Genomic DNA, 20,196 nt, shown 5'->3' on the forward strand with positions numbered 1-20,196 from the left:
ATAGATCATGACGACCCGGATATTTTTCTCTGGCATCTTCTCGCCCGGTATGAGAAAGAAACTCTCGGTTGAGGATTTTGGGAAAGCACCTGCATTGACAAAGAGGACATCATGAAAGTCTCAGAAACCCGGTTTCTTCCTAAATTTATCGTGACTCCTCCCAAAACTCGTAGAAACCGGGTTTCTAGCTACCTATCGCGCGGGCTCAGAAACCCGGTTTCTTCCTAAATTTATCGTGACTCGTCCCAAAACTCGTAGAAACCGGGTTTCTAGCTACCTATCGCGTGGGCCATGAAACCGTCCGAAGTATTGCAGTTCCAGAGACTCAACAATCCCACACTACTCTAACCTATCCCATAACCCACGAAAGCCCTTGCTATAATTGAATACTGCTGATTTTTTTTAGACAGCAGTAATTCTCAACATGATTTCACTGCCAGATATCACAATTATCAACCAAATCTACGAAAGCGCTAATTCCCTGATATACAGAGGCCTCCTCAAGAAAAATCAGCAACCTTTAATTTTGAAACTCCTCAAAGAAGATTATCCCACGCCTGCCGAACTCACCCGCTATCAGCAGGAATACGAAATCACTCGCCGTCTCAATTTAGAAGAAACGATTAAAGCCTACGAAATGCGGAAATACCAGAACACACAAGCCATGTTGTTAGAGGATTTTGGAGGAGAGTCCTTACAAATCCTGCGGGAGAGTCGTCCCTTTGCTTTAGCAGAGTTTCTCCAAATTGCCATCCAAATTGCAGATGCGTTAGGCAAAGTTCATCAAAACAATGTCATTCACAAAGATATCAATCCATCTAATATTGTCTTAAATCCTCAAACCGGACAATTAAAACTCATTGACTTTGGCTTATCTACCCTGCTATCCCAAGAGAATACCAGCCTCAAAAGTCCCAATGTTCTAGAAGGGACATTGGCTTATATGTCTCCCGAACAAACAGGCAGGATGAATCGCTCGCTGGACTATCGCACCGATTTTTATTCTCTGGGTGTCACCTTCTACGAATTGCTAACCAACCAACTCCCTTTTGAATCTCTTGATGCACTTGAGTTAGTCCATTGCCATATTGCGAAACAACCAATCCCTCCTCACGAAGTCAATCCAGAAATTCCTTTGAACCTCTCAGAACTTGTCATGAAATTAATGGCAAAAACGGCCGAACAACGATATAATAGTGCTTGGGGAATCAAGGCAGATTTAGAAACTTGTCTTGCTCAATATAAAAACGGTGCAATCCAAAGGTTTACTTTGGGATGCCAAGATATTTCTCATCAATTACAAATTCCTCAAAAACTGTACGGGAGAGAACCGCAGATTGAGAGTTTATTAACCGCCTTTGACCGAGTAGGGGCGGGTTTAGCACATAACCTTAGTAACCCAACGATAACTCAAGAACAAAACCCGCCCGTACAAAGACCAACTGAACTCATGCTAATTTCTGGATACTCTGGCATCGGGAAATCAGCTTTAGCCCAGGAACTCTACAAGCTCATTACTCAAAAACGCGGATACTTTATTGCAGGCAAGTTTGACCAGCTTCACCGCGATATTCCCTATCAGGCATTGGTTGCTGCGTTCCAAGAATTAATTCGGCAATTGCTCACCGAAACCGCACCTCAGTTACAACATTGGCGACAGAAGATTCAACGTGCATTAGGAGACAACAGTCAAATTATTATTGATGTCATTCCCGAAGTAGAACTGATTATTGGCAAACAGCATCCCGTCCCCGAGTTACCTCCAGCAGAAGCACAAAATCGGTTTAATTTAGTTTTCCAAAAGTTGATCCAAGTCTTGTGTCAAAAAGAGCATCCCCTCGTCCTATTTCTAGATGACCTTCAATGGGCGGACAGCGCCACGCTGCAATTGCTCCCGCCGATCGTGACCAATACTAATACTCAGTATCTGTTTTTGATTGGAGCTTATCGAGATAACGAAGTCAGTGCAACTCATCCTGCCATGTTGGCTTTATCTGAGATAAAAAAGCAGGGAGTAGTAGTTAATAATATCTCCCTTTTACCCTTAAATTTAAACCAGGTAAATGAATTTATTGCGGATACGCTGAAGACTGAGTGCATCCATACCCAAAGATTAGCTGAGTTGGTTTGGGAAAAAACACAGGGGAATCCCTTTTTTCTCAAAGAATTTCTGAAGTCACTTTATACAGACCAATTACTTAAATTTGATAAGGAGGCTAGAGCTTGGTCTTGGGATTTAGAACAAATTCAAATCAGAAACATCACTGACAATGTTGTTGAATTGATGACCAAAAAAATTCAACGTTTATCAGAGCCAGCACAAAAAGCTTTACAGTTAGCCGCTTGTATTGGCAACCAATTCGATTTGAAAACCCTTTCAATCATTAATGAAACTTCTCAAAAACCAACGGCTCATAAATTATGGGATGCCATTCAAGCGGGATTGATATTACCCGTCGGCGATGACTACAAATTTATTGAAACAGGCCGAGAAGATCCTGAATTAAAAATTAGTTATAAATTTGCTCATGACCGCATCCAGCAAGCCGCCTATTCCCTAATTCCTCCAGACGACAAGCAAGCCGTTCACTGGAAAGTCGGACAACTTTTGTTACAAAATACGCCACCACAGGTAATCCAACAAAAGATTTTTGATATTGTCAATCAACTCAACTTCGGTATTGCAGCAATAGACGTTCAGTTAGAAAGAGATAAACTCGCTCAATTAAATCTCGTCGCTGGCAAAAAAGCGAAGGCATCCGCCGCCTGGGAATTAGCCGGGAATTACTTAAGAATTGCCAGGGATTACCTCAGTGCAGATAGCTGGCTTAGTCAGTATGACTTAACCTTGGGACTCTATGTAGAAGCAGCCGAGGTAGCCTGTTCGCGGGGTAACTTTGAGGAAATGGAGAAATGGGCTTCCCTTGTGCTGCAACAAGCTACTTCGTTGCTGGACAAAGTGAAAGTCTATGAAGTCAAAATCCAAGCCTGTACAGCACAAAATAAACCGCTAGAAGCCATCCAAACGGCATTTTTTATATTGAAGCTGTTGGGAATTAACTTCCCAAGAAAGCCAAATAAATTAGATGTTTTACTTGAACTGGTGAGGACAAAGTTAAGCTTGGTAGGGAAACGAATCGAGGACTTGATCGACCTACCAGCAATGATTGACCCTGATAAGCTAGCAGCTATGAGTATCCTATCGCGCGTAACCTCTGCTGCCTATTTGGCAGCGCCTGAGTTGCTTGGGCTGATTGTGTTGAAACAAGTTAATTTATCAATCAAATACGGGAATACTTCTGTGTCTTCCTATGCCTATGCCACTTACGGACTCATTCTTTCTGGGGAAGCTGTAGGAGACATTGAGGCGGGCTATCAATTCGGTCAACTGGCTCTTAAGCTGGTCGATAAGTTTAATGCCAAAAAATTCAAAGCTAGGATAGTCTTTATTGTTAATTACTTTATCAAGCACTGGAAAGAGCATCTGAGAGAAACCTTAAATCCTTTGCGGGATGCTTACTCGCTCGCTTTAGAAACTGGAGACTTAGAATATGCAGCTTATTCAGCTTGCGTATACTGTTACCATTCCTATGTATTGGGTAAGGAATTGGCAACAGTTGAGGGAGAGATGGCAATGTATAGTAATGCTCTGGGTCAACTCAAGCTAGAAACATCATATTACTACAACCAACTCAATCGACAGGTTGTATTGAACTTAATGGGGCACTCTGAAGATAGGTGCATTTTAATCGGTGACAGCTATGATGAAACAAAAATGTTACCTCTGCATATAGAGACAAATGCTGAAAATATTTGTCGCTCTCTCTATTTTCACAAGTTAGTTCTCTGCTATCTTTTTCAAGATTACGAACAAGCTCTGTCAAATGCTAAGTCAGCAGAAAAATATAGCGATAGTGCTGTAGGAACGATTCCTCTTTACCATTTCTACAATTCTTTAGTCCATCTTGCCCTTTATTCTGACGCACCAAAATCAGAACAAAAACTCATCCTCCAAAAGGTGAAAGCTAACTTAAAAAAACTCAAAAAATGGGCGCAGTCTGCTCCGATGACTCACCTCCATAAATTATATTTAGTGGAAGCAGAGCGACATCGAGTTTTGGGTGAAAATGCTCGGGCGATTGAGTGCTACGATCGCGCCATTGCAGGGGCAAAAGAAAATGAGTATCTCAACGAAGAAGCTTTGGCTAATGAACTGGCTGCCAAATTCTATATCGGTTGGGGAAAAGAGCAAGTTGCCCAAGCTTATCTCACAAGTGCTTACTACTGTTATTTACGTTGGGGTGCAACAGCTAAAGTGAAAGATTTAGAACGACAGTATCCGAAACTATTAAAGCGTTTTACGAAAGCCAATACGTCCATAGATTCGCGCAACAGCTTGTCTAATAATTCTGGTAGTATTTCTGGTGAAGTTCTGGATTTGGCCGCGCTGATGAAAGCTTCAGGGGCAATTGCTAGTGAAATTGAGCTGGATAAACTCTTGACGACTTTGATGAGAATATTGTTGGAAATCTCGGGCGCACAAACGGGCTATCTAATTTTAGAGTCTCTCGGACAACTGAGGGTCGAGGCGTCGGGCGAGGCTAGCTCAAATCGGGTGATGCTGTTGCAATCGATTTCTCTCGAAAGTTGCTTGCCTTTGTCGATTATTAATTATGTTGAAAGGACTCAGGAAGGACTGATTGAAACGGATGTCGCTGCTAAAGGCAGATTTTCTCAAGATGCTTATATCCAAAAATATCAGCCCAAGTCTATCCTTTGCGCTCCTTTGCTCGATCGGGGTCAACTGATTGGGATTGTGTACCTGGAAAATAATCTAGCGGATGGTGTTTTTACGCCCGATCGCCTGCAAGTGATTCAAATGCTCTCGACACAAGCTGCGATCGCCCTTACCAATGCTAGGCTCTACACCCAAGTACAATCGACGCAAAATCGCCTGAATAAATTCCTCAATGCCATTCCTGTTGGCATATCCGTTCACGATGCAAAAGGAGAAATCATCTACACCAATCAAATTGCACAGCAGTTACTCAACATTCAAGAGTTACCCACAGCCGAAACCGAACAACTCTCAGATACCTATGGCGTTTATCGGGCAGGTACTGGGGAGATATACCCCGCAAAACAGCTACCTGTGGTGCGATCGCTCGGCGGTGAAAAAGCTTGGGCGGATGACTTGGAACTCCACCAGCGCGATCGCATTGTTCCAATAGAATCAACCAGTACGCCGATTTTCGACGAGACCGGTGCTGTCGAGTATGCGATCGCAGCTTTTCAAGATATTAGCGAACGCCAGCAGGCCCAAAAAGCACTCATCGAAAATGTTCGCTTAGAACAGGAAATTAGCGAGCGTAAAAAAACAGCAACAGAACTCGAACAAGCCGCCTTAGCGGCGCAATCTGCATCCCTTGCCAAAAGCACCTTCCTTGCCAACATGAGCCACGAATTGCGAACTCCCCTGAACGCCATTCTCGGCTTTTCCCAACTGATGAACCAGGACGCAAATCTCTTAACCGAACAAAAAGAGAACCTCAACATCATTCATCGCAGTGGAGAGCATTTGTTGACTCTAATTAATCAAGTGCTCGACCTCTCCAAAATCGAAGCTGGACGCATGGCTAAAAACGAAACTAACTTCGATCTCCATCACTTATTGGCTGATGTCGAAGATATGTTTTCCTTGACAGCAAAAGCTCGAGGCTTGAAGCTAGGATTTGACTGTGCTCCTGATGTCCCTAAATTAATTTGCACCGATCCAGTTAAGCTGCGGCAAGTCCTAATTAATTTAATTAATAATGCGATTAAATTTACATTTTCTGGAAGCGTGTCAGTGCAGATATCCGTCATTAGTCATCCCTCATTAGCAATTGGTCAAGAAACAACACGAATGAGAAATGACAAAGGACAAATGACCATCGCCTTTGAAATAAAAGACACGGGAGTTGGTATGGCCGCGGACGAACTGGAGAACCTATTTCAACCCTTCGTGCAAACAGCATCGGGCGAGCGAATGCAGCAAGGAACGGGATTGGGGCTAACCATTAGCCGTCAATTTGTCCGCTTGATGGGGGGTGAAATCACCGTTATCAGTCGCGGCAAAGCTTTCACCCCTGGAATGCCTCTCAAGGATTTCCACGACGACACAACAGATATACCGACTTCTGGTACAACATTTAAATTTGACATTTCTGTGGGTATTGCTGATGCTCTAGTAATTCAAAACCAACCCCACAGCCGTCGCGTCATTGGCCTAGCTCCCCAGCAACCCAACTATCGCATTCTGGTTGTTGACGATAACGATTACAATCGAAAACTGTTAGTTAAAATCATTACTTCAATTGGTTTTGAAGTGCAAGAAGCGAATAACGGTCAAGATGCGATTGAAATTTGGAATTCATATTCACCGCATCTCATCTGGATGGATATGCGAATGCCGATTATGGACGGTTATGAAGCAACTAAACGCATTAAAGCTACCACTAAAGGTCAAGCTACTGCTGTGATTGCCATTACTGCTAGCGCTTTGGAAGAAGAAAAGACGATGATTTTATCCACCGGTTGCGATGACTTGGTGCGAAAACCCTTCCCAGAACAAACTATATTTCATATAATGGCTAAACATCTGGGACTCAGTTATGTTTATGACTCGTCCGAGTTAAATTATTGTCCTGACGATCTGGCTCAAAAACCTGTTAATTTAACTAAATTTATATCAGCAATGTCAATAAAATGGATGGTAAAATTGCATGAAGCTGCTCTTGAAGCTGACTCAGAATTATTATCGAGATTGTTGGATAAAATCCCTTCATCCTACGTGCTAGAACTTCAGACTCTTAGGGATTGGGTTAATAAGTTTGAGTTTGAGAAGATTTTGGAGCTGACCGAAGGCTTTGTGGAAAAATGATTGCAGAACCCCAGTTTTTCAAAGAAACCGGGGTCTGAGATTATTTTAAATGTGCTTCCATCTTTACCTTAAATTGAAGTAGTTTAAACATGGTGATATCGCGGACAGTAATCGAACAACCATCTCCCAATTTTACGGCACTCAAATAATACAATATTTGATAGTCATCTTTTTCCCAATAAAATTCTTGTTCGCTCGCTTCTCCTGTCTCAACTACCTCTACAAGTGAATCAAACAGTGTGGGAGTAAGTCGATAGAACATTTTTTTCAGGATGGTTTGACCCATGAGGTTTTCTCGCTTTTGACCCAATAATTTGGCAAAGACGGGATTAACCACCACACAGCGAAAATCCTGAATTTCTTCGGTGAGCGTATCTCTCACCGCTTGCACGGCGGCAATTCCATCTTTGGAAGTATTTAATAAAGTGGCAAGTAAAGTGCGAGATTGGTATAGAATTTCTGCGGTTTGTTGATGTTCTGCGATTTGTTTGCTTAACTGTTTTTTTTGTTTTTGGATAGTTATTTGAGTTTGAATCCGAGCGATGACTTCTTCTGCTTGAAAGGGTTTGGTGATATAATCAACTCCGCCTACTTTAAAAGCTTTTACTTTATCTAAAACTTCATCGAGCGCACTTAAGAAAATCACCGGAACTTCTGAGGTATTTTCATCTGCTTTTAGAGTTTCGCAGACTTGATAACCATCCATTTCTGGCATTTTAATATCGAGTAAAATGACATCGGGAGCGTTATGGTGGATTGTTCTTAAGGCCATCTTACCGTTGGTGACGCTGCGAACTTTATAACCGTGTTTGTTCAATAGTTTTGTTAAAAATTGCAGATTTTCGATCAGGTCGTCAACAATTAAGATATTGCCTTTGGGGTCGGAATTTTCCTCCCTGTCGTTTTCTGTTATTGTTTCTTCAGGGGAAGTGGGTGTGCCTCCAAGGGATCTTACTATCCGTCGAAAGTTATTTTTGGTGATTTTTTCCCCGCAGGTGTCTGAAAGGCTTTGCCATAACAGGGAGGCTAAATCTTTAATATGACCGATGCTGAGATATAAGCTTTCGGCAACGCTATTATAGGTTTCGTTGTCCCAGGCAGCTTTGAGGATTTCTTTTTCTAAGGAAGTCAGTTGTTTACCTGTTTTGGCTTCTAGGGTTGCTTCTACAAGTTGCAGTGCTTCTTCCAAGGTCATCATTGGCTCGGTATCGTATGACAAAGTTTGTTATTCCTCTACCCTAGTTCATCTTTCTGATATTTTAATTAAAATCCGTATCATTACGGTTGTTTTTTACCTACAAATTAAATTTTTCTACATCTCACATTTTGCACCAAGAAGGTCAGAAACTGGGTTTCTTGCCGCTGCTTCTACCTTCTGCCTAGATTTTGCGTTTAAAATCCCGGTTTCGATCGCCTGAGTGCGGTTTTTAACCCCATTAGGTTAGGTACAGGGCGTTGGTTAATAAAAGTATGATTTGCCCTCCGGGGTAATGCCAAGAGTGCTTACCCGGGAGGGCGGTGGGGGCAACCAGGGGGGATTGCCCCGGAGGATTTTATATCCCAATTCAGCAACAAGGCATGGGGATTGAAGTAGCTCCCCATACACCGTCATAACAGTCAGGGGCATCAGCGCGAACAGCCTGTCTCTCGGCAGGCAGGATGCCTAACCCTACTCCCCACAGGAGTTTGTTGATAAGTCTCATAGTTCTTCACCGTCTGTCTCGAAAGCTGCTGAAGTCTAATTTTTCACATTAATGTATAATAAATAACAGAGTTATTGGAAATAAGAGCGTAAAAACCGATAGTGAAAGTGGAGGGTGTCCAAATGGGGATCTAAAGTTACCCTAAAGTTCGACCCCCTTTTCCCAAACCCTTCCTAAGATAGAAGTTAGGGGACGATCGACCTCAAAGCCGATCGAGGGGCAAACGCCAAGCACCTGAAAATCCCCAACTAGCGAGCAGCAAGACAGGGAGAACATCAACATCATGGTAAACGCGCCAACAGGGGAAACCCGTCTGGGCCCGACCGAGCAGGTACAAGCCTTAGACCGCGATTGCACGACTCTATCCCGTCACGTACTCCAGCAACTCCACAGCTTTTCAGCAGATGCTCAGGATCTCAGCGCTCTGATGAATCGCATCGGACTCGCCGCCAAGCTGATCGCGCGGCGGCTCAGCAGGGCCGGGTTAATGGAAGATGCTTTAGGGTTTACGGGGGCTGTGAACGTGCAGGGAGAATCCGTCAAAAAGATGGATATCTATGCTAATGAAGTGTTTATCTCGGTATTCCAGCAAAGCGGACTTGTCTGCCGTTTGGCTTCCGAGGAAATGGAAAAACCCTACTACATTCCCGAAAACTGTCCGATCGGACGCTACAGTCTGCTCTACGACCCTATAGACGGTTCCTCCAATCTTGACATCAATCTCAATGTCGGCTCCATATTCAGCATCCGCAAGCAAGAAGGGGACGATGCAGACGGTTCTGCTTCTGACTTGCTGCAACACGGACACAAACAAATCGCGGCCGGCTACGTGCTCTACGGCCCGAGTACCATGCTGGTTTATTCGATCGGGCAGGGCGTTCATTCCTTTACCCTCGATCCCAGTTTGGGCGAGTTTATTCTAGCAACCGAAAACATTAAGGTTCCCTCGCGCGGCCCGATTTACAGCGTTAATGAAGGCAACTTCTGGCAGTGGGAGGAATCTTTGAGGGACTACATTCGCTACGTACACCGCAGCGAAGGCTACACAGCCCGGTACGGCGGGGCTTTGGTGGGAGATTTCCACCGGATTTTATTCCAGGGAGGCGTGTTTTTGTACCCCGGAACGGTGAAACAACCCGAGGGCAAATTGCGCTTGCTCTACGAATCGGCTCCTTTGGCGTTTTTGATGGAGCAAGCCGGCGGGCGCGCCAGTACGGGTACTCAAGACATCTTAGACCTAGTGCCGACTAAACTGCACGAGCGATCGCCCTTGATTGTTGGCAGCAAAGACAATGTAGCGATGGTCGAGTCTTTTATTCAAGATCGAGCTCGCAATTCTAGGACAGTCGGAGAGTGAAGGAAGTCCGGCAACGAGCAGTGTACAAGATGTTCGAGGGAAGTTCGGCAACGGATTGTGTAACGGATGTAACGGATGGCTGGATGGAAGAATGTTTTAATTGCCAATTGCCAATTACCAATTTCAATTACCGATTGCCAATTCCCAATTACCGATTACCAATTCCCAATTATCAACTATCAATAGGAGTTACAGTAATGACGGAAACGACAACGAATCACCTGTTAGAAATCAAAGAAATTGGCCAAAGTATCTGGATGGACAATTTGACTCGCAATCTGATCGAGTCCGGCGAACTCAAACAGATGATTGAAAGTCGGGGACTGCGGGGAATCACATCTAATCCGGCGATTTTCGAGAAGGCGATCGCGGGTAATGCGATCTACGACGCGGATATCGAAGCGGGCATCCGGGCGGGCAAATCTGTCATGGAGATTTACGAATCTCTGGTATTTGAAGATATCCGCAACGCTTGCGACATCTTCGCCCCGGTTTACGCAGAGTCGAAGGGTTTGGACGGTTACATCAGCATTGAAGTACCACCGACGATCGCCAACGACACAGAAAGCACGATTAGCGAAGCTATGCGCTACTACAAAGCGCTCGGCAAAGAAAACGTGATGATTAAGATTCCGGGAACCGCTCAAGGTTTGCCCGCAGTCGAGCGAGTCATCAGCGAAGGGATTAACGTTAACGTGACTTTGCTGTTTTCGGTTGACAGCTACGTCGAAACTTTCTGGGCTTACATTCGCGGTTTGGAAGCGCGGGCTGCTAAAGGTTTGGATGTGAGCAATATTGCTTCTGTTGCCAGTTTCTTCTTGAGCCGGATCGACATCAATATCGATGGCAAGATTGACGAGAAACTCAAAAATGTCACAGATATTTCCACAAAAGCCAAACTGGAAGCGGTGAAGGGGAAAGTTGCGATCGCCAATGCCAAGGTAGCTTACCAGAAGTATAAAGAGATCGTCGCGAGCGATCGCTGGCAAGCTTTAGCCGCCAAAGGAGCCAAAGTCCAGCGCTTGCTGTGGGCTTCCACCAGCACCAAAAACCCCAACTACAGCGATGTGATGTATGTGGATGAGCTAATCGGCCCCGACACGGTTAACACTTTGCCTCCGAACACCGTTGAAGCTTGTTTCGATCACTGCGATGTCGCACCCCGGATTGAGAGCAAAATTGAAGAAGCTTACACCCTGATCGAAAGTCTCAAAGATCCCGACATCGACATCAACTTGGACAAAGTGATGGAAGATTTGCTCCTGGACGGGATCGAAAAATTCGTCAGCCCCTTCCAATCCCTGATGGATTCCTTGGAAGAGAAAGTTAAGCGCCTCGCACCGGTGTAGCGAGCCGATTTGTATCGGTGAGGGCAGAAACTCTCAGGAGTCGGAATAGATAATCATTTTGCCTCCTGACTCCTGAGTTTTAAATCCTCTCTGGGAAAAATGTGCGCAATTGCGCACATTTTTCCCAGACAAAAAAATCCCTTCTGTCCCAGAGCAGGAATTGAGCCGGATATACAACTGGAATTCTCCATTTCCAACCGCTGAGGTACTGCTCGTGGACGGGAGTGATAAATTTGTCAGCCACTGCCAATCCATGATGGATTCCTTGGCAGAAAAAGTGCAAAAGTTCTCACCTGTCGCCTAGAGAGAGCTCTGTATCCTGAAAAGCAGAAGCATTTAGGACTGGGAATACATAATCATTTTGGTTCCTCAATGCTTAGTTTTAAATCCTCTCTAGGCAAAATGTGCGCAATTGCGCACATTTTGCCCCGACAAAAAAATCTCTTTTGTCCCAGAGCAGGAATTGAGCCGGATATACAACTGGAATTCTCCATCTCCAACCGCTGAGGCATGATTATGCAGATTACCAATAATCTAATAGAGAGCAACCATCCAACAGACGAACTTGATGTCGCTGAACGGGCTAGGCTTCAAGAACTGGAATCCATTGTAGAAAAAGGACTTCAAACATTTTACGAAGTTGGAAAAGCTCTTGACGAAATTCTAGTACGGAAACTGTACCGGGAAACCCACAAGACCTTTGAGGCTTATTGCTTACAAAAGTGGAACATAGCAAGGCGGACAGCCTATCAATTTATTGAAGCAGCCCAAGTGATGGAAAATTTGTGCGCAATTGCGCACATTTTGCCTAAAAAGGAAAATCAAGTTCGTCCTTTGACCAAACTGTCCCCAGAATTACAAATCCAAATCTGGCAAGAGGCAGTAGAGTCATCCCCCAACGGGATTCCCACGGGTGCTGCGATTAAGCGGTTGGTTGAGGAGCGATTTCCTTCAGACGGAAGCGATCGAACTCCCAAGGATACTGATTCAGAATTAGAGAGGTTGCGATCGGACAATCAGCGCCTGAGACAGCAAATCCGAGAGCAAAACAGAGAAAGGGATCGGCGTGCTGCTGCGGTAGCGCTGGAATTGGAGCAATTGAGGGCCGAAAACAGGCCGCTAAAAGCTGAATTGCGACAACGCGATAAAGATTGGGAAGTTCGACTGGCTGCTGAAAGAGTGAAAATCCGGGCAGAACTCAGAGAGGAAATCCGGGCGGAAGTCAAAGCTGAATACGAAGGACAGATTAACTCTCTAACCCAGCAATTAGCAGAAATGACAGCCAACTATCACGCGGTATTGGCAAGACTAACAGCACTAGAAGCAAAAGGAAAATAAATGGTAACGCTACTAGAAAATCCACTGCGGGTCGGTTTGCGAAAGGAACGGATGCCGGAACCGCAAATTCTGGTAATCTTCGGAGCTTCGGGAGACCTCACCCAGCGCAAACTGGTACCAGCAATTTATCAGATGAGGCGCGATCGGCGTTTGCCGCCAGAAGTTACAGTCGTAGGCGTGGCGCGCCGTCCCTGGAGTCACGATTACTTCCGAGAGCAAATGCGGTTCGGGATCGAAGAATTTGGCGGCGGTATTGGCAATGAGGAATTGTGGCAAGATTTCGCTAAAGGCTTGTATTACTGTCCGGGCGACATTGACAACCCCGAAAGCTATCAAAAACTCAAAGCTTTCTTAGCCGAACTCGATGAAGAAAGGAGAACTCGCGGCAACCACATCTTTTATCTCTCGGTTTCCCCGAACTTTTTCCCAGAAGCGATTCGGCAACTGGGGGCTGCCGGGCTGCTGGCAGATCCAGTCAAACACCGCTTGGTAATTGAAAAACCCTTCGGCCGGGATTTGAGTTCGGCAAAAGCTCTCAACCGAGTCGTGCAGCAGGTTTGCCAAGAACAGCAAGTTTACCGGATCGACCATTATTTGGGTAAAGAAACTGTTCAGAATTTAATGGTGTTCCGGTTTGCTAACGCGATTTTTGAACCGCTGTGGAACCGGCAATTTGTCGATCACGTACAAATTACGGTTGCAGAAACAGTGGGCGTAGAAGACCGGGCGGGTTACTACGAATCCTCTGGGGCGTTGCGGGATATGCTGCAAAACCACTTGATGCAGATTTTCTGTCTGACGGCGATGGAACCGCCGAATTCCCTCGACGCTGACAGCATCCGCACCGAAAAAATGAAAGTTCTGCAAGCAACTCGCTTGGCGGATTTGAATAACTTGGAATTCTCGGCGATTCGCGGTCAATATTCCGCAGGGTGGATGAAGGGCAAACCCGTGCCGGGGTATCACGATGAACCGGGGGTTGCTCCCAACTCGACGACGCCGACTTTTGTGGCGATGAAGTTTATGATTGACAACTGGCGCTGGCAGGGAGTGCCTTTCTACCTGCGCACCGGCAAGCGGTTGCCGAAAAAAGTTAGCGAAATTGCGATTCAGTTTCGGGAAGTGCCGCTGTTAATTTTTCAGTCTGCTGCCCAACAAACTACTCCTAACGTTTTGACGATGCGCGTGCATCCCAACGAGGGGATTTCGCTGAGGTTTGAGGCAAAAATGCCGGGACCGGATTTGCGGACGCGGACGGTGGATATGGATTTCAGTTACGGTTCTTCGTTTGGGGTGACATCTTCGGATGCTTACGATCGACTGTTAATTGACTGTATGCTGGGCGACCAAACTTTGTTTACCCGTTCTGATGAAGTAGAAGAAGCTTGGCGGGTGGTAACGCCGGCGCTGATGGCTTGGGAATCGTCCAACGAACAGGAACTGGTTCCTAAATACGAAGCGGGTACTTGGGAACCGGCGGAAGCAGAACTGCTGATTAACAGAGACGGCCGCAAGTGGCGCAGACTTTAAGAGTCAGTTGACAGTTGACCTGTGACAGTTGACCTGTGACAGTTGTCAGTTGTCAGCAGTAGTTATGAAACGAATTGAATTGCCAGAATTCGCTCTCCATAACAGGAAATACATCTGCGTTAATCGGCGTTAAGGAGCGGTTTCGTCTTCTTGGATCGAAGATTTATGCAATTCAAATCTACTAATGACCAATGACCAATGACTAATGACTAATGACTAATGACCAATGACCAATGACTAATAACTAATAAGAAAGGAGACAAGATTTATGACGATGACACCGATGAAAGCTCCGCCTCTGGTTTCGCTGCAAAGTCCTAAAGATGTGTCGCTCGACCAGATAGAGGCAGAACTGAGTCAAATCTGGGAAAGTTACAGAGAATCCGGGTCAAAGGGCGATTTTCCGATCGCTACTAGGGCAACAACTTTTACTTTTGTGGTGTACGAACCGGAAGAAACTCAGCAGTTATTGGCGGATCTGGGATTTTACGACGGGCCGGTGGACGGTATTACCGGGCCGATGACGGCATCTAGCATCAGGGCGGCTCAAAAAGCTTACGGAATGCCGAGAACTGGCAAACCTAACGCTGAATTGCTGGCGACTTTGCGGGAAGAAGTGGCTCGCAAAAATTCCAGCGGCGAGCTTTTGGGCCCGACTGGCTTGGGCTCCGGGGGATCGGGGGTGGCTGATGCGATCGTGGCGGCGAATCCCTGCCGGATTATTGCTCTGTGTCCGACGGCGGGGGAAGATACGGGGGTGCAGGCTCAAGTGGCTGCTTACTGTCCCGTGCACAAGCGGGGCAGCGGCAATCTAATCTGCTGCGAGTACATTACGCTGCGGGGAACGGAAGCTGCTCTAGAACGGGTGAGCGCGATCGTGACAGCGCTAACGATCGCGGATTTGCCGACGCTGCTGTGGTGGAAGGCAAATCCCGATGCCGATCGAGGTTTGTTTCAGCGGCTGGCGGAAACTAGCAGTTCTGTGATTATCGACTCTAGCAGTTTTGCCGAGTCTGAAGCGGAATTGCTGTTGATGCAAAGTCTGATCGAGGAGGGAATTCCGATCGCAGATCTGAATTGGCGCAGGCTGGCGGCGTGGCAAGAGTTAGCTGCTGAGGCGTTCGATCCGCCGGAACGTCGGGCGGCAATTCGGGAGATCGATCGAGTGACGATCGATTACGAACAAGGAAATTCTACTCAAGCGCTGATGTATTTAGGCTGGCTGGCGAGCCGTATGCAGTGGCGTCCGGTTGCTTTCAAGCAAGAGGAGGGGGATTATCAAATCAAGCGGATTAAATTTGCGGGTGCGGACGAACGGGTTGTAGAAGCCGAGTTAGCTGCTATTCCTACTGCCGATACGGGCGATGTCCCAGGCGATTTGATTGCTCTGCGTTTGAATTCGACCAACGAGAAGGCCGATTGCGGTACTGTTCTGTGTTCGGAAACAGGGGGCTGTATGCGGATGGAAATGAAGGGCGGCGCTCAAACCGATCGATTTAACCAGGTGACTCCTCTGTTCGATCAGGTGACGGAACATTTGCTGGGTCAGCACTTGCAGAGTTGGGGCCGAGATGTGCTTTACGAAGAAAGTTTGGCGGTGACGGCTCAAATGCTGAAGTTGGCTAAGCGGTAAAGAGAAGTTCGGCAACGGATTGTGTAGCGGATGTAACGGATGTAACGGATGGATGGAATAAGCAGAAAGGAATAAGGAAGACGGATTGAGTTAATATTCAGTGGGGCAGGCAATGTCTGCCCTACTTTTTTAGCAGTTATGAGATTGCTTCGTTTGGGTGAGGTGTGGCTTGATAATTACCAATTACCAATTACCAATTACCAATTACCCATCTATTTTCAGTATTTTTTATGACTAATCTAGAAATATGGCTTTAGTAATTGCTGGCGAACGCAGCGGGGCGGGAAAGACCACTGTAACGATCGCCCTTTTAGCTTATTTAATCCGCCGCGGCTTGAACGTGCAGTCTTTTAAAGTCGGCCCTGACTACATCGATCCGATGTTTCACGCTTTTGTTACTGGCCGCCCCTGTCGAAATTTAGACCCGGTTTTAACGTCTGAATCTTATGTTAAAAAGTGTTTTTCCCGTCATGTTCAAGATGTCGATTGTGCTTTGGTTGAAGGGGTAATGGGTTTATTTGATGGGGTTTCTCGAAAGAAGGAAGAAGGAAGTTCGGCAACGGATGGGGTAGCGGATTTAACGGATGTAACGGATAGAAATTGGGCAACAGGCAATGTAGGGAATGTAACGGATGTAATGAAAGCACAAGGAAAAGAACATTATTCTATTTCCTTTGCTTCTACGGCTCATGTTGCTTGTTTGTTGAATTTGCCGGTATTGTTTGTTATTGATTGCAGCCGACTTTCTGGTTCTGTGGCTGCGATCGCCCACGGTTTTCGTTCTTTTAACCCAAATCTTAATTTCGCGGGTTTGGTGCTGAATCGGGTGGCGAGCGACCGACATTTGGAGTTGCTGACAGATGCTCTCAAACCGCTCAATTTACCGATTTTGGGGGTTTTACGTAGGGATGAGGCTGTGACGATTCCCGATCGACATTTGGGGCTGATTCCTGCTGAGGAGTTGCCGAATCTTCATGCTGCGATCGATCGACTGGCTGATTTGGCTGCTGTTAGTTTTGACTGGGAGCAACTTTTGCCTTTGTTGGCTGCAACTCGAAATGGGGGGGGTGAGGGGTCTGAGCAACTTTTTGGTAGGCACACTCTCCCTTCGGTTATTGTAACTCAAAAAGATGATGTTGTCAACTCTTTGGGTAAACAATTTGGAGTGAGGATTGCAGTTGCGCGCGATCGGGCTTTTAATTTTTACTATCAGGACAATCTTGATTTGTTGGAAGAGTTGGGTGCTCAGTTGGTATTTTGGAGTCCCCTTGATGACTCGGTTTTTCCTGACAATGTGCAAGGGTTATATTTTGGCGGCGGTTTTCCCGAGGTGTTTGCTCAAAAATTGAGCGGTAATGTTTTAATTCGGGATGCGGTAAGAAGTGCTATTTTTTCGGGAATGCCGACTTATGCGGAGTGCGGCGGTTTGATGTACTTGTGCGATTCTATTGTAGACTTCGATGGCAATTCTTGGCAAGGGGTGGGTGTGTTGGAAACTTCTGCTGCGATGGGAAAGCGTTTGACGCTGGGATACCGAGAAGCTGTGGCCCTGAGGGATAGTTCGGTGTTAACTGCTTTTGATGAGGTTTGGGGACATGAGTTTCATCGATCGCATTTAACAGTGGAACCGACCAATCCAGTTTATCACAGTTGGAGGTATGGCAACCGAGGGGAGGTTGAGGCGGTTGCTGAAGGTTGGGGAGTTTGTCAGGTGCACGCTTCTTATTTGCATTTGCATTGGGGTGCTCGTCCTGATATTCCGGCTCGTTTTTTGCAGCAGTGTGCTGATTTTTATTATAAGGGTGTTTTGGGCGATCGATCTCAATTAATATCTTTTTAACGAACCGCGAAGACGCAAAGGACACGAAGGAATAGAATGAAGAGGAAGCAGAATATAGGTAATGTCTGTAGCGATTTGGCAGTAAATCAATTAAGTTTTTTGGGAAGTCGAAAAGCCTATTCCTGGCTGCGCCCAGAGTATAAATAAAGTGGTCTTACTATTTATATTAGAATATTGATGACGGATCGAGCTAGGGATGTTGGGATTTATGAGCGAAGCAATTTCGACTAAGCAGTTGTTTGCGCAATGGGTGACACCGGATAATTTTCGGCGTTACGGTCAAGTGATCTTTGCGGCTGTTGATGGCAAGTCTTTCGATGCTGAGGATGCTCAGTTAAATTTGCAAAATGGTGTTCCTAGATTTTACCTTATGCGGCAGCAGGAGAAAGGTCGCAAGTTTGGCAAAATTACGCGGCACGTTCAATGTACTCAGTGTTTGGGTTCTTTGGAGGGGAAGGATTGGTTGATGGCGGTTGCGCCTCCTGGGGATATGGATAAACCGAGTTTAGATGATATTGTTGCTTTTCGGATTCCGGGCAATTGTTTTATTAAGTTAGATGTGGGGACTTGGCACGCTGGGCCGTATTTTGATGCGGATTTTGTTGATTTTTACAATCTGGAATTGAGCGATACTAATGTGGTTGACCATTTTACTTTTGATTTTGTGAAACATCACAATCTGGTGTTTGAGATTGTCTAATGTTGGCGATTTGTAGTTGCGCTTTCTTTTTGGTGATTATTGTTATAGGTTGGTTTTTTGAGTAAGATTTTTTTACCGCAGAGGGCGCAGAGGACGCAGAGGAGGAGAAGGAGGGGGTTGGCAAGTGATTGGGGAATTCTTTTGGTCTCACTAGGCTGAGTAGCAACTAGGAAGGATCGCGTTTACCAGTGTTAAATTTAGGTGCAATTGTCATGCCTGAGCAAAAGTATAGCATTGTTCTGCGCCAATGTCGTTTGTTAGGTGCGATCGACAGTCAAACAGTGGATATCGCTATTGATGGGGACAAAATAGTCGCCGTTTCGCCGCACATCTCAGAATTTGGCGAACGCGAAATCGACATTCAAGGGAATTTAGTCAGTCCCCCGTTTGTGGAGTCGCACATTCATCTCGATTCTGCCTTGACTGCGGGGGAACCGCGATGGAATCAAAGCGGCACTTTGTTCGAGGGAATTCAAATCTGGGGGGAACGCAAGCAAAGTTTAACTCTGGATGATGTCAAAAAACGGGCTGTTGAAACTTTAAGGCTGCAAGCGTCTCAAGGGATTTTGTTTGTCAGGAGTCACGCTGATGTTAGCGAACCGACGCTGACTGCTTTGCAAGGACTTTTGGAAGTTCGAGAACAAGTCAAAGATTGGATAACTCTGCAAGTTGTGGCTTTTCCCCAAGACGGGATTTACGGAAGTCCAGAAAATGACAAACTTTTAGAGAAATCTCTGGATATGGGTGCGGATGCTGTGGGCGGGATTCCGCATTATGAGTTGACGCGGGAAGATGGGGTGAAGTCGGTTCACCGCATATTTGAACTCGCAGAAAAATACAACAGATTAATAGATATACACTGCGATGAAATAGATGACGAACAGTCGAGGTTTTTGGAAGTGGTAGCCGCTTGTGCGATTAGAAGCGGTGCTGGTTCCCGGGTGACGGCGAGTCACACGACTGCTTTCGGTTCTTATAACAATGCTTATGCTTTTAAGCTGATGGGAAGTTTGGCAAAATCGGGAATTAATTTCATTGCCAATCCTTTAATTAATATCACCCTGCAAGGCCGCGCTGATACTTATCCCAAACGCCGTGGGGTGACGCGGGTTAAGGAGTTGTGGCTGCAGGGATTGAATGTGAGTTTTGGCCACGACTGCGTGCAAGATCCTTGGTATAGTTTAGGTACGGGAAATATGTTGGATGTCGCTTATATGGCGGTTCATGTTTGTCAGATGACGGGAATGGCCCAGATTGCAGCTTGTTTTAATATGGTGACTGTCAACGGTGCTAAAACTCTCAATCTGGGAGATGAGAATTATGGGATAGAGGCGGGGAAACCTGCAAATTTGATTGTGTTGGATGCTGAGGATTGTTATGATGCAATTAGGAGGCGGGCTGCGGTTCGGTATGTGATTTCGCGGGGTAAGTTGCTGGCGGAAACTGAACCTGCTAAAATTAGTTTTTATCCTGTTTGACAAACAATATTTGAAGCTGTTAAATTGTGAATCAAGGTGCTATTCCCGATGAAAGTCCGAGAAATTTACCAGAGCAATTGCTCCTGCAAGATGCTAAGGCTGGTAATTGCATAGTAATTCATTGCGGTACAGATAGATTGTTGGGAGATGCAGCGAGACTTATTGCTGTTTATGGCGGAAATGCTGAGGATTGGGATAAAATGACAAGTATTGAGGCTTTTGAAATTAATGGAGCTTCTGTACAAGTCCATTGGTTTCGGAACAGTCAGACTCTTCAAGATGTGGAGTTTAAGTTCAAGCGACAGTATCCCAAAACAGCCCCTAAAAATCTGTAGGTAATCAAGTT

Annotated in this window: 11 protein-coding genes; 10 read left to right on the top strand and 1 reads right to left on the bottom strand. The window is 45.7% G+C overall.

Features of this window, described 5'->3' with window-relative positions; all coding sequences use genetic code 11:
- Window positions 1-424 precede the first annotated feature (424 nt).
- Complete coding sequence (locus QUB63_RS24680) at window positions 425-6,922, top strand: AAA family ATPase (protein ID WP_332947965.1); 6,498 nt, start codon at window positions 425-427, stop codon at window positions 6,920-6,922.
- Window positions 6,923-6,962: 40 nt separating this feature from the next.
- On the opposite strand, the gene QUB63_RS24685 is transcribed toward QUB63_RS24680, so the two are convergent.
- Complete coding sequence (locus QUB63_RS24685; protein ID WP_332947966.1) at window positions 6,963-8,141, bottom strand: response regulator; 1,179 nt, start codon at window positions 8,139-8,141, stop codon at window positions 6,963-6,965.
- Window positions 8,142-8,908: 767 nt separating this feature from the next.
- Between QUB63_RS24685 and fbp the strand changes: the two genes are divergently transcribed.
- From fbp to QUB63_RS24730, 9 genes are all read left to right on the top strand, one after another.
- Entirely contained in the window at window positions 8,909-9,982 is a 1,074-nt protein-coding gene (fbp, locus tag QUB63_RS24690) for a class 1 fructose-bisphosphatase (protein WP_332947967.1), read from the top strand.
- Between the two features lie 197 nt (window positions 9,983-10,179).
- Window positions 10,180-11,331 (top strand): transaldolase, encoded by a 1,152-nt coding sequence (tal, locus tag QUB63_RS24695; RefSeq protein ID WP_332948063.1) that lies wholly within the window; start codon window positions 10,180-10,182, stop codon window positions 11,329-11,331.
- A 516-nt stretch (window positions 11,332-11,847) separates the two neighbouring features.
- On the top strand, window positions 11,848-12,669 hold the full coding sequence (locus QUB63_RS24700; protein ID WP_332947968.1) for a hypothetical protein: 822 nt from the start codon (window positions 11,848-11,850) through the stop codon (window positions 12,667-12,669).
- Entirely contained in the window at window positions 12,670-14,199 is a 1,530-nt protein-coding gene (gene zwf, locus QUB63_RS24705) for a glucose-6-phosphate dehydrogenase (RefSeq protein WP_332947969.1), read from the top strand.
- Between the two features lie 268 nt (window positions 14,200-14,467).
- Window positions 14,468-15,832: a glucose-6-phosphate dehydrogenase assembly protein OpcA gene (opcA, locus tag QUB63_RS24710; RefSeq protein ID WP_332947970.1), complete on the top strand. Its 1,365-nt coding sequence runs from the start codon at window positions 14,468-14,470 to the stop codon at window positions 15,830-15,832.
- Window positions 15,833-16,079: 247 nt separating this feature from the next.
- A complete protein-coding gene (locus QUB63_RS24715) occupies window positions 16,080-17,672 on the top strand; it encodes a cobyrinate a,c-diamide synthase (RefSeq protein ID WP_332947971.1) in 1,593 nt (530 codons plus the stop codon).
- Window positions 17,673-17,880: 208 nt separating this feature from the next.
- Window positions 17,881-18,372 carry an ureidoglycolate lyase gene (locus QUB63_RS24720; protein WP_332947972.1) on the top strand — a complete coding sequence of 164 codons (492 nt, stop codon included), beginning with the start codon at window positions 17,881-17,883 and terminating at the stop codon, window positions 18,370-18,372.
- A 212-nt stretch (window positions 18,373-18,584) separates the two neighbouring features.
- On the top strand, window positions 18,585-19,850 hold the full coding sequence (gene codA, locus QUB63_RS24725; RefSeq protein WP_332947973.1) for a cytosine deaminase: 1,266 nt from the start codon (window positions 18,585-18,587) through the stop codon (window positions 19,848-19,850).
- Window positions 19,851-19,876: 26 nt separating this feature from the next.
- The gene (locus tag QUB63_RS24730; protein ID WP_332947974.1) at window positions 19,877-20,185 is read left to right on the top strand and encodes a hypothetical protein; all 309 of its coding nucleotides are present in this window, start codon (window positions 19,877-19,879) and stop codon (window positions 20,183-20,185) included.
- The last annotated feature ends 11 nt before the right edge of the window (window positions 20,186-20,196 follow it).

The sequence above is a fragment of the Microcoleus sp. ARI1-B5 genome (genome assembly GCF_036705795.1).
In the GTDB taxonomy this organism is placed as follows: Bacteria; Cyanobacteriota; Cyanobacteriia; order Cyanobacteriales; family Microcoleaceae; genus Microcoleus.